Origin of the sequence: Neomicrococcus lactis, from assembly GCF_014200305.1 — a bacterium.
Classification (GTDB): domain Bacteria; phylum Actinomycetota; class Actinomycetes; order Actinomycetales; family Micrococcaceae; genus Neomicrococcus; species Neomicrococcus lactis.
Map to the genome: position 1 here is coordinate 2,238,057 of NZ_JACHBL010000001.1, position 13,911 is coordinate 2,251,967.

Sequence of the window (13,911 nt, forward strand, 5' to 3'; positions counted from 1 at the left end):
ATGAAACCCATCACTTGGCCGGTCGCTGCCCCTACTGCAGAACAGTGGGGGCGCGTTCCCGTGCGCTTTTCCATGCCGCTCAGCATGGTTCCAGCCTGGATGATTCTGATCGCCTGCGCGGTGGGAACCTTCATTGCGGAGCGACCCTGGGAAGCACCCGAGGGACCGTTGTGGCAGGGCGGGCTCACGGTCTATACAGTGTTCGAGGGCGCCGCGTGGATGTCGATGATGGGTCTCGTTTTTGGGTGCTGGGCGTTTGCGCGGTTCGCGGTGCTCCTTGTCCCGCTCGTCTTGACCGGCGTTGCCTACACGTCTTCCCACACGGGTGAAACCACTGCCGGGGTGTGGTGGGTCGGCGCTGCGTTGACCACCATCTGGTTGGTGGTGCACGTCGTGATGTCCGTGCGGCAATTGCACTACGTTGCGAAGCTCGCCAAGTCTGCAGCCACCACGGAGACCATGGCTCTCGGTGCCACGCTGCAGACCAACATGGCGAAAGCCCAGCGGTACAGCATCAACTGGGCGTTCGGCCTGACGATCGCCGCGCTGCTCGCGTGGACTGTTGTTCGTTGGGTCATGGGTTTGGAGCTCGGCAAGACCTCTCAAGAGTTGGACGACTTCCCTTGGTCTGCTTTATGGGCACTTCCGGCTTTGGCGCTGAGCGTCTTAGCTGTCGGACAGATCGCAATGGTCGTCTGGCGGGCTATTTCCCGTGCGGTCGTGGGTAACTACGTGTGGCAAGTGCCGCCCAATTCGTTGGGGCCAGTGATGGGCGATTTCTCGAGTGCCGGCCTGAATGACGAGCTCTCAACGGTCAAAAAGAGTCTGGCAGAAGTCACTCCCGGTTGCCTGTGCTGGACCGAGTCGCAGCGTGAAGATCCTCGTTTCGAGGACGATGACGACTTCATGAAGAACCTCAACACCGACCTCATCCCCGCAACGGATTACTGCGTCCACCACGGAATCGATGCTGTGAACTCTTTGACGCCGCAAGACTTCAAGCGCCAGCTGGAGAAGGGCTGGCTCTGGAGCGAGCACACGCGCTTTCCGTTGCGCATCAAAGGCGCTGCTCAGACGGCCGTTTTGGTGGGCTTTGCCGGCCACGGTTTTGCCGGGATGATCGCGAATCATCGCGGGGGCGCTGCCGACGTGCGCGAATGGGATATGGAGCTCGCGTGGGAGCGGGAGTCGGCAGACGAAGGCGCGTGGGGGTCTGAGGACTCGCTTTTGCCCCTCGGTGGCGAAGTGGATCGAATTGACCTGCACGACGACGGCTGGGCCGGTTTCGCAGTCCGCTTCAAGCATGAGCGTGCTTGGTTCCTTGCCGACGAGCGCACGGAGAACACTGAACCGTCGTTGTAACGACGATAGGCTGGGGGAATGCAACACCCACCGACGAATTCGTATGGAACACCAACCCCATACATGATCCCGAAACGACCCAAGCAGCCAGACTTCGGCCCCGGGAAGTTCGTGTGGGGAGACTTCGCCGCGATTCTGCTGTACATCCTCTTGTTCGTGGTGGGTGGTGCCGCCCTGCTGTTGTTTATTCCGGCATTCCGGAACATGTTCTCCAACGACAGCCTCGCGATCTTCGGCGTGAACCTGGTGGTCTACGCGGTCATGTTCACTCTTGCCATGGTCTTGGCACGCCACGATCTATGGCGATCCTTAAAGACTTTCCAATGGAACCCGTGGGCCAAGATCATGCTCATTCCGGGTGGTTGGTTCGCCTCGCTCATGCTCACCGCGCTCATCATCACCACCATGGGCGAACCCGTGAAGAGTGAGAATCAGCTCGCGATCGAGGGCATGACCACGGAAGTGCCCTTCCTGACGATGTTCGTGGTCACGGCCATCATGGGCCCGTTCGTGGAGGAGTACATCTTCCGCCACTTGCTGGTGGGAAAGCTCAGCCGCTACATCAATAAGTGGGTCTGCGCGGTCATCTCGATTGTGCTGTTTGCGGGCATGCACTTCATCGGCACGGGGACCTTCGAATGGCTCTCGGCGATCCCGTACGTCACGCTGGGCACCGTCATCACGCTCGCATATATCTTGACCGGAAAGTCGCTCGCTTACTCCTACGTGTTGCACTTCTTCAATAACGCGGTGGCGCTCATCATTGCGTACACGGTGCTTCCCATCATGGCCTCATGACGGGTGCAGCTCCCACACCTTTTGAAGGCCACCGCCACGGCTCCAAGGAATACAAGAACCTGATTCTTGCGCTCTTCGCCGCCGGCGTCGCCACCTTTTCCCAGCTCTATTCCATCCAAGGCGTGCTGCCAGAACTCGCGCGCGACCTGAAGATTCAGGACTCTCAAGCAGCGCTCGCAGTCTCAGCGGCAACGCTTGGCCTCGCTGTCTCAGTCATTCCGTGGTCCGGAGTGGCAGATAGGATCGGCCGCCTCACGACCATGACCTACTCGATCGTCGGCGCGGTCATCTTCGGTTTCGCAGTGCCGTGGTCGCCGACCTTCGAGTCGCTCCTCATTCTTAGACTCGGGGAAGGCCTCGTGCTGGGAGGCATCCCGGCTGTCGCACTGGTGTATCTGAGCGAAGAAGTCACTCGAACCCACGCCGCCATTGCCGCCGCCACCTACGTCTCCGGCACCACCATCGGCGGCCTCGCCGGCCGACTCGTCGCCGGACCCCTCAGCGAATTCATCAACTGGCGCATCGGTACCTTTGTCGTCAGTTGCATGGCAGCCCTTGCCGCCTTCGCGTTCATCAAGATGGCTCCGAATCCACGCGGTTTCGCGCCGAGTACTGACACTCAGCACCTGTTCAAGCGCCTCGGTTGGGCCGTCCAGCAACCGGCACTCTTAGCGCTCTACGCGCAGGGCTTCCTGCTCATGGGCGGCTTCGTGGCCACCTACAACTACCTCGCGTTCCGCCTCGAAGCGTCGCCGTTCTTCATCCCGGCATCGATCGCCTCGCTCATGTTCGTGGCCTACCTCGCGGGCACCTGGAGCTCACGAAAAGCCGGCAGCTACGTCCTCAAACTTGGACGCTTCAAAGTGCTGTTGCTGTCACTCGTCGTGACCCTGACCGGTCTCGCGATCACGCTGGTCGAATCCATCCCCTTCATCATCGGGGGACTGCTCATCTACACGGCGGGCTTCTTCGGTGCCCATGCGGTGGCCTCGGGCTGGATCCCGCGCATCGCCTCACAACATCGCGCTCAAGCCACGAGCCTCTATAACCTCTTCTACTACGTCGGCTCGAGCCTCTTCGGCTGGCTCATCGGCTACGCGTTCAGCGCCGTCGGTTGGCGCGGACTCGTGGCCAGCGTTGCCGCGCTCGTGGCACTGGCCGGGGCGATCGCCGTCGTACTCCTGAAAAATCAGCCTGGCTCTCAGCCGCCACCGCCGGAGTTACTGTCATGACGCACAACCGCGGCATTGGCCGCAAAATTCTGGCCCTCGCCCTCCCGGCGCTCGGCGCGCTCATCGCCGAGCCGCTCTTCCTCATGGCTGACACGGCGATTGTGGGGCACCTCGGCGTCTCCGAGCTGGCGGGCGCGGGCCTCGGCACCGCGGTAGTCCACACCACCGTGGGCCTCATGATCTTCCTCGCGTACTCCACCACCCCGGCCGTCGCGCGCCATTTCGGCGCAAAACGCCTCGCCGACGCGTACGCTTCCGGCCGCGATGGCGTCTGGCTAGCGCTCTTGCTCGGCGCAATTTTGGCGGTCCTCGGCTGGATTGCCGCGCCCTGGCTGGTTTCGCTCATGGGCGGGCACGACGACGTAGCTCACTTCGCGATCGACTACATCCGTTGGTCTATGCCCGGCTTACCGGCCATGTTGATGGTGCTCGCCGCGACGGGCGTGCTGCGCGGGCTGCAAGACACCAAGACGCCGCTATATGTGGCGACCGTGGGATTCGGCGTGAATATTCTGCTGAACCTGCTGTTTGTATATGGGCTCGGGCTGTCGGTGGCGGGCTCCGCGATGGGAACGTCCATCACGCAATGGGGCATGGCGGCCGTCTACTTGTGGATGCTGGTGCCGCGCGCGCTCAGTCACGGTGTTCCGCTCGCGCCCACGTGGCACGGGGTATTGGGCATGGCTCATGTGGGCGGTTGGCTCATGCTGCGCACGCTCTCGCTGCGTGTGGGAATCCTCGCGACCGTTTTTGTGGCCACCGTTCACGGCGCCGCGACTCTCGCCGCACACCAAGTGATTTTCACGCTGTTCACGTTCATGGCGTTTGCGCTCGATGCCTTGGCGATCGCCGCCCAAGCGCTGATTGGCAAGGAACTCGGGGCTGGCGACGTGGCGGAAGTGCGGTCGCTGACCCGCGTCATGACGCGGTGGGGTGTCTACTTCGGTGTCTTCACGGGCGTTGTCTTGGCCATCGCCGCGCCTTTTGTGGGCGGACTCTTCAGCGGTGATCCGGCCGTGCAGTCCCTTGTGACGTTGGGCGTGTGGGTGCTTGCTGCGAGTCAGCCGCTGTGTGGCGTGGTGTTTGTGCTGGACGGCGTGCTGATTGGCGCCGGAGATGCGCGGTATTTGGCCTTGGCTGGTCTCATTGCTTTGGCTGTCTATGCGCCGTTGCTGTGGCTCGCATCTTTCGCGACCGCTGGAGCCCAAGCAATCGTGGCCATTTGGCTCGCGTTCGCCTTGGGATACATGGCCGCGCGCGCAGCTACTCTATGGTTCCGGGCGCGCACTGACTCCTGGATGAAGATCTAGAGCTTGGTCTCGATCAGAGGTTCAGGCCGCTGACCATGGATCGCATGGCCAAGTCGAAGAGGCGAGTCTTACTCTCAAGTGGCTCATTGCGGAGCGCGCCGGTGGAGCACAGCGTCGACATTCCATCCACCGTGGCCCAGAGGACCAGGGTGGCGTCCGTCAGTCCGTCGTCGGGGATGTTCGTCTGGGCGATGATCTTCAGGATGAACGTAAACGGATAGCGATCCGAGGGGAGTGCCTCTTCCACGGCGTTCAATTCCGCGTTGACCTTGGGGCGCATTTCAGCGGAAAGATGGGGAAGTTCTTCGACCGTCTCCATCAGTGCCGCATACAGGCCGTCCGAATTGGTGGCGAAGTAGAAGAATCCATGTGCGGCTGCGCAAAGCTTCTCGAGTGGCGGGGCATCGGCCGGAAGTGCTTCAACTTCGGCGGACATCGCGTGGGTCATCTGAAGCAGGATCTCGGCTTTGACCGCGGCCGCGAGCCCCTCTTGGCCATCGAAGTGCCGATATGCCGCCGAAGGGGAGACTCCAATTCGCCGCGCCGCTTCGCGCAGTTTGATGGCGGAGGCGCCGCCTTCATGGGCAAGTTCGACGCCAATCCGAACCAGTTCTTCGCGAAGATTCCCATGGTGGTAGGGCTTCGTGTTGACAGGTTTCATGACACTAGCCTACGGTTAATGAATGTAAACAGTGTTTACATATGGATTGCACGCACTTTAGATATGAATCTAACCAGTGCTCTCCGGACGCTGAACGGCGTTTCGGGGGCAGCGCGGAGCAATTCATAAGCACTGTATGTACTGGAATGTCGCGACGAGCGCGGTGGTTCCACGGCGGCATGAAAGCCGACGACCCAGAGTCGGGGTTGGATCGTAGGCGCTGATCGTGGGGTTACTTGCGTTCGTTTGCGGCGTTAAAGCGTACTTCTCTTCACGCCTACACTTGATAGGTGACTTCATCCAATTCATCCGCCGCCACGTCGCGCCCCAAAGTAGATCCGGAACTCGCGGCAAGCCTCTGGAAACCACTCTTGTTGCGCGGCGCTGTAGCGCTGATTTTTGGATTGATCACGGTCTTTTGGACGACGCCGCAGCTCGCCGTCGCCTCTTACCTGCTGTGCGCTGTGATGGTGGTGAGCGGTAAGGCACTCTTCGACTTCGGTTCCGTTGACGGTGCACCCGAGGGGATGCGTCAGGCGCTGGGAATTGGTGCGTTGTTGTCGATTCTCACGGGCTTGAGCGTTGCTCTTTTACAGTCCACTTTCACTTTCGCCTGGATGGGCGGCGCGGGACTGTTTCTCGTGGGACTATGTGAGTTGTGGGGCTGGGTGAAGGCGCGCAAAACCTTCATCCCTGCACGTGAGCTGCTGATTCCAGGTCTGGTTACTGCCGGCACTGGCTTGGTCCTGATGGTCGGGAACCAACTGGACCTGCACGGCCTTTTGGGCGTTGCTGGTGGCGGACACATCATCGTGGCCGTCTTCATGATCATCGCCGGAATCTCCTACCGTTTCGACGCGAAGTAGAATATACGTATCCCACTGGTTTCAGGAGGCCTTTTTTCGTGAGCACGCAAGCCGGAGAACCCGGACAGAACAACAACAAGCGCAATTGGAAGCAGACCGTTAAGGTGCCGCTGTTGTTTTCGCTGATCTTGGGCCTCATTGCGGGCGTGGTTTCCACCATCGCTTCCACTGGCGGCTCAGAGAACCCACTTCGCCTGGACATTGGCCTGACGATGTTTGGAATCGCCTTCGTTGGATCGCTCTTGTTGATCTCGTTGATGATCATGGCCGCAAAGGAAAACCCAGAAGACTTGGGTCAGGGCTCTGGCGTTAACCGCGTCTCTGCGCGTCCGCCAAAGCGCAAGCAGACCGGGCACTAGGCTCCATTTAGCTGGGCGCCAAGCCTCAGCAGTGCAACCGCTGAGGCCTTGCAGCCACTCAGGCTGACCGCGCAGCGCGGCCAGCCTATTGGTAATTACACTTCTGGATCGATGACTTCCGTGTCATCGCGTGCGCCCCATTCGCGCAAGAACTCTTCTTGAGTCAAGTTCTCGAGGTCGTTGCGGATGAGTGCCACGAGGCTTTCTGCCTCGTCCACGCCGCCCGCGGTAATGCGCAGGATTTCTTTGTCGTCACTAATTCGGCGTACGACGGCGGTGGCTCCAGCAGCTTCAGATCCGTCGCCTCCCAGGGCTGCATCAAAAATACCGATCACCCAGCGGCCGGCTTTGCGCCACACGCCATCGGTGGCTTCCTCGAGCTCGACGTCGTAGTCATCTGACGCGTGGTGTTCTTCAATGTTGGGGACTTCGGCACTCATGGTGTCCTCCCTGATAGTCCTAAAAGCTCGAGGCGGCATTGCCTCGTTCATACATAACTAGCTTATGGCCTGACGGGCCCGATATGCGCGGACGTTTTCACGATTTCCACAATTCCCAGAATCACAGAACTTCTTGGACCGGTTACGTGAAAGATCAAGCAAGACATCGTGGCAATCCGTTGCTGCGCAGGACTTCAAGCGATCCCATTCGTCGGAGCGCACTACGTCCACGAGGGCCATGGCCGCTTCCGTGCCCAGACGATCCGACAGAGATGCATCCGGGGTGGTGGCGTGAATGTGGTAATCCCATTCGTCGTGCTTCACGAGCTGTGGGAGGGCCCGCGCAGACCGCAGGATGGCATTGATCTCGGGGACGGCGTCGTCGTCCTTTAGGTGCCAAATCTCCGTGAGGCGGCTGCGCAACTGGCGCACATCGCGAAGCTCCGATTGCGTGCCCGAGACGTAGCCCGTGAATTTCTCGCGTTTGAGGAATTCGGCGAGGTCTGCGGGCGTGAGGAGGCCGTCGATCGCGGAGGTGCCGGAATTGATGAGATTCACGAGTGACGTGAGGCTCGTGACAGTGTCTGGTGCGAATAACGGCATGCGGTTCCTCCGGTGATATCCTTACCGCAGATTATGTCATGAGTCTAAAAAATTTTGGTCATGACACGCTACGAGATTACAGGCATTTGAGGATATGAAACCGCTCACAGGAATTGGCGTCGCATTGGTGTCGGCCATCATTTTTGGTACCTCCGGCTCCTTCGCGAAGTCGCTTTTGGAGGCTGGCTGGAGCACGGGCGCCGCAGTGACGTGGCGCATGGCTGGCGCTGGATTGGTGCTGTTGATTCCGGCGATCGTGGCGCTTCACGGGCGCTGGCGCATCTTGCTGGCGAACTGGCGACCCATTCTCCTTTTCGGAGCTTTCGGCGTCGCGACGTGCCAGCTCGCGTACTTCCGCGCCGTGGAGCGGTTGAGTGTTGGCGTAGCGCTCATGCTCGAGTACCTGGCTCCCGTGATGATCGTGCTGATCTTGTGGATTCAGTACCGCAAGGCACCTCGCGCCATGACGATCATCGGCACTATCCTGGCCTTCGGCGGACTCGTGCTGGTGTTGAACCTCGGCGCATCCGAGCGCGTTGATTTTATTGGCGTGCTGTGGGGACTCGTGGCGGCCGTTGGTCTAGTGGTCTACTTCTTCGTCACTGCGAAAGAGAATGACAGGCTACCGCCGATCGTCCTCGCGACCGCCGGCCTGTTTGTGGGCGCTGCGATCATGGCTGTCGCCGGACTCTTCGGCATCATCCCCATGAAGACGTCCTTCGTGGACATCACCCTCGCGGGCGCCGTGGTTCCGTGGTGGGTTGGCTTGCTGGGATTGATCCTGATTTCGACGGCGTTCGCTTACGTCACCGGGATCATGGCCTCGCGCGCTTTGGGTTCGAAGGTTGCTTCCTTCGTCTCGCTCTTCGAGGTCGTGGCGGCCGTGCTGTGGGCCTGGCTGTTCCTTGGCGAACTGCCGTTGCCGATCCAACTTCTGGGTGGATTGCTCATCTTCGCCGGCGTGGTGCTGGTCCGTTGGGACGAACTTCGCACCGTGCCAGTTGATGACCACGTGCTACCGAGCGACTATCCAATTCCCGGCGTGCCCGCCGAGACGGGCGCCATCGAGATAGTGCGCGCGGCTGAGCAGTAAGTCGCTCGGGAGGTTTTGCGTCTAAGTAATTCAAGTGTGGCCCACATTGAGGGCCGTGGTTGAACTACTCAAGCAGAAAATCGTTGACCAGGCAGGTAACTTTTTCTGGCTGGTGATCCAGAATGAAATGCCCTGCAGAGTCCACGAATTCGAGTCGGCCGTTGCGAAGGTAGTCGTCGTAATCGGTGATCACGCTTGGCGGCATGACATCGTCCTGCTTGCCCATCACAAAGAGAGATCTTGTGGTGAGTGGGCTCTCCCGGTAAGCGCCCTTCGTGATTCCCATGCCCTCGGGGATGATGAAATTCCGGTAGAGAAGCACTGCCGCTTTCGCCCTGTCTGGTTCGCGCAATGGGGCGATATACCGTTCGACCTCCTCTGCCGTAAATGCGGAGCTTTCGAGCGGGCTCATGTTCAACAAGTACCAAGCTAGCGGTTGATTGCCCGACTGCAGCAGGTATGGGGTGAGAACGAGAATCGGCATTAGGAATTCAAACCAGCCGTGCTTGATCATCGGCGGGAACATCTTGATGGTGGATTTGATGCCGAGCGGCGGAATTGCCAGCGAGACAAATTTATTGATTCTGTCCGGGTAGTCCAGACAAAGCTACTGACGCAGCAGTGCCGAGAAGTCGTGCCCCACATAGCTGGACTTATAGAGTCCTAAAGCGTCGGCGACATGCATGCGGAGGCCGGGAAGATCAACGAAGCGGTGGGTTACGCCGATGTCGGTGGTGTTCATAGCATCAAAATACTGCAGAAATAGTACTTTGATGAGTGGATCTCTGTCCCAAATTTCGAGCTCTTTTGAGATCCACAATCAGGTATAGACCTCAAATGAAATTGATCAAGAAGTTCGACAGGTACACCGTGGCTTCTGGCCCAACGCTGTGGTTTAGCGTTGGGCCCTTCTCTTTAGTTTTCAAGATCAACAGGTTTCCTCTGCCGTCACTGGATGTGGAGGCAGGGATCTCCTAGTTGTTGTCGCGGGCAGGATAAGCCCCTTTCGGCGGCCCTCTTTGTGCGCATGGATGTGCTGTTCGTGCGCGGAATACGACTCCTTGGTTGCGGTGGTTTTCCGGACAAAATTCTTGGTGATGCGGCTAGTTCAATTCGTGGCGCGGCTCATCGTCAGCCGTGCCAGTGTCTGCGCTTTGGCCGGAGTCAGCTCCGACCAATTCGGGGTGGAAGTGGTAGTTCCGTCGTGGTTTCTGGTTTGGGTCGACGGCTTTCGGCGGAACCCAGTAGGGTACGCCTCTACTCATGTCGATCTTCCATGGGGTGTCGTGGACGAGTTTGTGGTGGAAGTGGCAGACGAGGACACCGTTTTCGATGGTGGTTGGTCCGTCTTTGCTCCATTCTTGGACGTGGTGGGCTTCGCAACCATCGGCCGGAACCGTGCAACCGGGTGCTGTGCATCCGAGGTCTCTTGCGTAGAGGATCTTCCGTTGCTCTGTGGTGAAGAGTCTTTGTGGTGCGCCGACGTCGAGGACTCGTCCTTCACCATTCAGAACTATTGGCAAAAGGTCTGCGTTGCAAGCAATGCGTCGGATGAGTCCTGGATCGATCGGTCCGACCTGCGCCGAATGCGATTGGAACGTCCTCGCCGAAGCAAGCCGACCCTGCAAGGTCTCTACATCGATGGTGACCATGACTTGAGGGCGTAAACCACCGTTCCATGGGAGCTTGTTCGTGGACAGACCAGCTTGAATAGTGCGCATGAGACCGTCCGCGAGCTTCTGCGGACGAGTACGAGTGTCCCGTAGTTCCTCAGCGACACCGTCGTCGTCGGTTTGGTGAGAAACGGCGTCGTCGAAAAGCGTGTCCGATCCACCGCTGTCACCGCTTGTGGTCTTAATGCGTGGGTTCGCTTCAAAGGAGGAGCCTGCGACAAGGGTCGTCCACTGCTCGTCATCAAGATAGAACTCGCCATGATTCAGCCCGTATTTGCGGCCGATCAGGTGGAGTCCTTGAAACTGCTTGGCCAGCTCCGATGTTGGCTGCACGTTCTTGGTGTTCAACCGGTTCAACCAGTTCTTTCCCACTGTCGTCACTAACGGTGCTCCGCCTTGATGCTGCGCCTGCACGAGAGCGGCTTCCATATCCCGCCTCACCTGAGCTGTATCCGAGTCAGGTGTGGCGTTGGAGAGGACTGTGGCCTTATCGAGCTCACGGATCATCGTTGAGGCGGTCGAGAGGCTGGTGCCACCACTGTTGAATAACTCGGCCACTGCCGGGTACTTGGGCTCAACAGCCTGACCGTATTCGTCCGTGCCGGATTGGAGCGCATCGGCCAGGGCCACGCGTCGTCGGATCTCGGACTTCGTCACGCCAAGCCGCTCAGCCAAACGCTCTTCGGGGGTTTTCGTGCGCAATCGCGTACCCACACCAGCAGCTTCAGCGTCCTGCACCGCACGAACAAACGCCGCAGCGGCATGAACCTGAAATCGCGTGAGAAACCGGGATATGGCCTCGACAGCGTCGGCATAATCAGCCCACTGATCGTCACTCATTGTGGTCAGCTGGGTGTCACTGAGGGAGTCGAACTCAGTCCGCAAAGAGCCTGAGTAGGTGAGCATTCGTTGGAGTAGTGGCGTGGTGGTCATGCGATCAGCCCCCGTAGGCTCCGGATCGAATTGATAACTCCATCCTATCGAAGATACAAACGAAGCACCACGAAATACGCGAATTTGTGGATAAGTATTTTTCCTTCACCCACAGTTATAGATGAGATATTCGGTTATCAACAGGGTGTGCAAAAACAGAGCTTCGCCGTCGTAGTGTGAGGTATAAGCGAGCCCTAGCTGCGCCCGAAACTGCGCAGCCGAAGCGAATTCAGCACCACCAGAACTGAGCTGGCAGCCATGGCGGCGCCGGCGATCATCGGGTTGAGCAGCCCGAAGGCGGCGATCGGGATGCCCAGCGTGTTGTAGGCAAAGGCCCAGAACAGGTTGGTTTTGATGGTCGAAAGCGTCTTGCGGGAGAGCGCGATGGACTGCCCAACCTGGCCAACGCTATTGCCCATCAAGGTGATGTCCGCGGCCTCGATGGCGACGTCGGTTCCAGATCCCATGGCAATGCCGAGATCGGCCTTGGCAAGGGCGGGGGCGTCGTTGACGCCGTCACCCACCATGGCAACCACGGAACCTTGCGACTGAAGCTTCTTGACGGCTTCAACCTTGCCTTCAGGCAGGACGTCGGCAAAGACGTCCTCGGGGGAGATGCCCACTTCGGCCGCAACCTTTTCAGCCACGGCACGGTTGTCGCCCGTCAAGAGCACGGGACGCAGTCCCATTCCCTTGAGCTCGGCGATAGCAGCCGCCGACGATGACTTGATGGTGTCCTGCAAGCTGACATAGCCCAGCGCCTTGCCGCTCACGGCAATGGCAACCACGGTCTCGCCGTGTTGCTGCGCTTGCGTGAAGGACTCCAGCTGATCCTTGCCGAAGATGATGCCTTGCTGCATCAAGAACAACGGCCGGCCCACCAGAACATCGACTCCGTCAGGAGCGGACGAATGCCAACGAGCAGGCGTCAAAACACGTGACTTCACCCCGCCGCCCGCGGATGACTCGAAGGTCTGCGGGGTGGGGAAGTCCTCGAGCTCGCCGGAAGCGCGCAAAGACTGCGAGTGCGCCACGATGGCCGTGGCGATCGGGTGCTCAGATCCCTGCTCAGCAGCGGCCGCAAGGGCCACGAGCTTCGCCTTGGAAGCACCCCCAAAAGCGGTCACAGAAGACACGGATAGCTTGCCCTCGGTGATGGTGCCGGTCTTGTCCAGCAAGACGGTGTTCACGGTGCGGGTGTCCTCAAGAACCTCGGGTCCGCGAATCAAAATGCCCAGCTGAGCGCCGCGGCCAGTACCCACCAAAAGGCCGATAGGGGTCGCCAGGCCCAGCGCACAAGGGCATGCAATCACCAGAACGGACACTGCAGCCACGAATGCCGGTTCAAGCTGACCGCCGATCATCCACCACAGCACAAAGGTCAGCAGAGCAATACCGATGACCACGGGAACGAAGATGCCGGAGATGCGGTCCGCGAGACGGGCGATCTTGGACTTGCCAGACTGCGCTTCGGAAACGAGGCGACCCATCGAGGCCAACGTCGTATCCGCGCCAACGCGCGTAGCGCGTACCAACAGACGCCCCGAGGTGTTCATGGTGGCACCCGTGACGGTGTCATCTGGACCCACCTCGACGGGCACGGATTCGCCGGTCACGAGCGACGTATCCACGGCAGAGTTGCCCTCCACCACATAGCCGTCCGTCGCGATTTTCTCGCCCGGGCGAACCACAATCATGTCGCCAGGAACCAGCGAGGCAGCAGGAATTCGCACTTCGGCGCCATCACGCACAACCGTGGCTTCCTTGGCACCAAGATCTAGCAAAGCACGCAAAGCATCACCTGCACGGCTCTTCGCGCGCGCCTCAAGATAACGTCCCAACAAGAGGAACGTCGTGATCACGCCGGCGGTCTCGAAGTACAGCTGGTGACCGGACATGTCCATGGCCATGCCAAAGTGCGCGTGAGCGGTCATGCCTGGATCGCGCAGCAATTGCCACAAAGAGAACAAGTACGCCGCGGCAACACCCAAAGACACCAAGGTGTCCATCGTGGACGCGCCATGGCGAGCGTTGATCAACGTTGCTCGGTGAAACGGCCAAGCAGACCAGAGCACCACGGGAGTGGCCAGCGCCAGTGCCCACCAACCCCAGTTTGCAAACTGCATTCCGGGAATCATGGAGATAATGAACAGCGGGATGGTGAAGACAATCGCCGCAATCAAGCGCGGCTTCAAGTATTCAGCGGTGCCCCGCTTGCCCATGTGGTTGATGTGATCGTGCTCAGAGGCACCGGCGTGATCGGTTTCGCCGTCGGAACCAGCAGTATCCGCGGGGTGCTCGCCGTGGTGAGCTGCGGCGTCGTGCGCGGAATGCAAAGGAGCTTTGACGGACGCTTGATAGCCTGCGGCCTCAACAGTCTGGATCAACTGCTCATCCGTCACCCCCTCAGGAACCGTCACCCGCGCGGATTCGAGCGGCAGATTCACTGTCGCTTCCACGCCGGGCAACTTCCCGAGCTTGCGTTCCACTCGATTGACGCAGGATGCACAAGTCATCCCTTGAATATCGAGATCGACGACGCGTTCCATGATGTCCTAACTGCGAAAGAGGTGACGGGTGA

At 59.6% G+C, this 13,911-nt stretch carries 14 protein-coding genes; 7 read left to right on the top strand and 7 right to left on the bottom strand.

Annotated features, from left to right (window positions below):
- Genes BKA12_RS10120 through BKA12_RS10135 form a run of 4 tightly spaced genes read left to right on the top strand, consistent with a single transcriptional unit; the run spans position 1 to position 4,702 of the window.
- A complete protein-coding gene (locus tag BKA12_RS10120) occupies positions 1-1,362 on the top strand; it encodes a hypothetical protein (RefSeq protein WP_183643344.1) in 1,362 nt (453 codons plus the stop codon).
- A gap of 18 nt (positions 1,363-1,380) precedes the next feature.
- Positions 1,381-2,160 carry a CPBP family intramembrane glutamic endopeptidase gene (locus tag BKA12_RS10125; RefSeq protein ID WP_183643347.1) on the top strand — a complete coding sequence of 260 codons (780 nt, stop codon included), beginning with the start codon at positions 1,381-1,383 and terminating at the stop codon, positions 2,158-2,160.
- Positions 2,157-3,392 (top strand): MFS transporter, encoded by a 1,236-nt coding sequence (locus BKA12_RS10130; RefSeq protein WP_183643350.1) that lies wholly within the window; start codon positions 2,157-2,159, stop codon positions 3,390-3,392. The genes BKA12_RS10125 and BKA12_RS10130 overlap by 4 nt, the downstream gene beginning before the upstream one ends.
- On the top strand, positions 3,389-4,702 hold the full coding sequence (locus BKA12_RS10135; RefSeq protein ID WP_183643352.1) for an MATE family efflux transporter: 1,314 nt from the start codon (positions 3,389-3,391) through the stop codon (positions 4,700-4,702). Before BKA12_RS10130 ends, BKA12_RS10135 begins: the two co-directional genes overlap by 4 nt.
- Before the next feature lie 13 nt (positions 4,703-4,715).
- On the opposite strand, the gene BKA12_RS10140 is transcribed toward BKA12_RS10135, so the two are convergent.
- Complete coding sequence (locus BKA12_RS10140; protein WP_183643355.1) at positions 4,716-5,363, bottom strand: TetR/AcrR family transcriptional regulator; 648 nt, start codon at positions 5,361-5,363, stop codon at positions 4,716-4,718.
- A gap of 290 nt (positions 5,364-5,653) precedes the next feature.
- On the opposite strand from BKA12_RS10140, the gene BKA12_RS10145 reads away from it, so the two are divergent.
- Together BKA12_RS10145 and BKA12_RS10150 are read left to right on the top strand one after the other, a co-directional pair.
- Positions 5,654-6,229, top strand: a complete 576-nt coding sequence (locus tag BKA12_RS10145; RefSeq protein WP_183643358.1) for a hypothetical protein — start codon at positions 5,654-5,656, stop codon at positions 6,227-6,229.
- A 38-nt stretch (positions 6,230-6,267) separates the two neighbouring features.
- Positions 6,268-6,588 carry a hypothetical protein gene (locus tag BKA12_RS10150; RefSeq protein ID WP_338087500.1) on the top strand — a complete coding sequence of 107 codons (321 nt, stop codon included), beginning with the start codon at positions 6,268-6,270 and terminating at the stop codon, positions 6,586-6,588.
- A gap of 95 nt (positions 6,589-6,683) precedes the next feature.
- On the opposite strand, the gene BKA12_RS10155 is transcribed toward BKA12_RS10150, so the two are convergent.
- Positions 6,684-7,028 carry a hypothetical protein gene (locus BKA12_RS10155; protein WP_183643360.1) on the bottom strand — a complete coding sequence of 115 codons (345 nt, stop codon included), beginning with the start codon at positions 7,026-7,028 and terminating at the stop codon, positions 6,684-6,686.
- Between the two features lie 57 nt (positions 7,029-7,085).
- Complete coding sequence (locus BKA12_RS10160) at positions 7,086-7,631, bottom strand: CGNR zinc finger domain-containing protein (protein ID WP_183643363.1); 546 nt, start codon at positions 7,629-7,631, stop codon at positions 7,086-7,088.
- Positions 7,632-7,725: 94 nt separating this feature from the next.
- On the opposite strand from BKA12_RS10160, the gene BKA12_RS10165 reads away from it, so the two are divergent.
- Positions 7,726-8,724: an EamA family transporter gene (locus BKA12_RS10165; protein WP_183643366.1), complete on the top strand. Its 999-nt coding sequence runs from the start codon at positions 7,726-7,728 to the stop codon at positions 8,722-8,724.
- A gap of 64 nt (positions 8,725-8,788) precedes the next feature.
- Here the strand turns inward: BKA12_RS10165 and BKA12_RS10170 are convergent, their stop codons facing one another.
- The 4 genes from BKA12_RS10170 to BKA12_RS10180 form a co-directional block, all read right to left on the bottom strand.
- Positions 8,789-9,208, bottom strand: coding sequence for an alpha/beta fold hydrolase (locus tag BKA12_RS10170; RefSeq protein ID WP_183643369.1), 420 nt, complete (start codon positions 9,206-9,208; stop codon positions 8,789-8,791).
- A 123-nt stretch (positions 9,209-9,331) separates the two neighbouring features.
- On the bottom strand, positions 9,332-9,466 hold the full coding sequence (locus BKA12_RS12540; RefSeq protein ID WP_276510688.1) for a hypothetical protein: 135 nt from the start codon (positions 9,464-9,466) through the stop codon (positions 9,332-9,334).
- A 361-nt stretch (positions 9,467-9,827) separates the two neighbouring features.
- The gene (locus BKA12_RS10175; protein ID WP_183643372.1) at positions 9,828-11,330 is read right to left on the bottom strand and encodes an HNH endonuclease signature motif containing protein; all 1,503 of its coding nucleotides are present in this window, start codon (positions 11,328-11,330) and stop codon (positions 9,828-9,830) included.
- 194 nt (positions 11,331-11,524) lie between these two features.
- Positions 11,525-13,879 carry a heavy metal translocating P-type ATPase gene (locus BKA12_RS10180; protein WP_183643376.1) on the bottom strand — a complete coding sequence of 785 codons (2,355 nt, stop codon included), beginning with the start codon at positions 13,877-13,879 and terminating at the stop codon, positions 11,525-11,527.
- Between the last annotated feature and the right edge of the window lie 32 nt (positions 13,880-13,911).

Bases quoted from the DNA above. Each gene is read 5' to 3' on its own strand.
- BKA12_RS10120 (WP_183643344.1), top strand. From the start codon at position 1: ATGAAACCCATCACTTGGCCGGTCGCTGCCCCTACTGCAGAACAGTGG.
- BKA12_RS10125 (WP_183643347.1), top strand. From the start codon at position 1,381: ATGCAACACCCACCGACGAATTCGTATGGAACACCAACCCCATACATG.
- BKA12_RS10130 (WP_183643350.1), top strand. From the start codon at position 2,157: ATGACGGGTGCAGCTCCCACACCTTTTGAAGGCCACCGCCACGGCTCC.
- BKA12_RS10135 (WP_183643352.1), top strand. From the start codon at position 3,389: ATGACGCACAACCGCGGCATTGGCCGCAAAATTCTGGCCCTCGCCCTC.
- BKA12_RS10140 (WP_183643355.1), bottom strand. From the start codon at position 5,363: ATGAAACCTGTCAACACGAAGCCCTACCACCATGGGAATCTTCGCGAA.
- BKA12_RS10155 (WP_183643360.1), bottom strand. From the start codon at position 7,028: ATGAGTGCCGAAGTCCCCAACATTGAAGAACACCACGCGTCAGATGAC.
- BKA12_RS10160 (WP_183643363.1), bottom strand. From the start codon at position 7,631: ATGCCGTTATTCGCACCAGACACTGTCACGAGCCTCACGTCACTCGTG.
- BKA12_RS10165 (WP_183643366.1), top strand. From the start codon at position 7,726: ATGAAACCGCTCACAGGAATTGGCGTCGCATTGGTGTCGGCCATCATT.
- BKA12_RS10170 (WP_183643369.1), bottom strand. From the start codon at position 9,208: ATGCCGATTCTCGTTCTCACCCCATACCTGCTGCAGTCGGGCAATCAA.
- BKA12_RS12540 (WP_276510688.1), bottom strand. From the start codon at position 9,466: ATGAACACCACCGACATCGGCGTAACCCACCGCTTCGTTGATCTTCCC.
- BKA12_RS10175 (WP_183643372.1), bottom strand. From the start codon at position 11,330: ATGACCACCACGCCACTACTCCAACGAATGCTCACCTACTCAGGCTCT.
- BKA12_RS10180 (WP_183643376.1), bottom strand. From the start codon at position 13,879: ATGGAACGCGTCGTCGATCTCGATATTCAAGGGATGACTTGTGCATCC.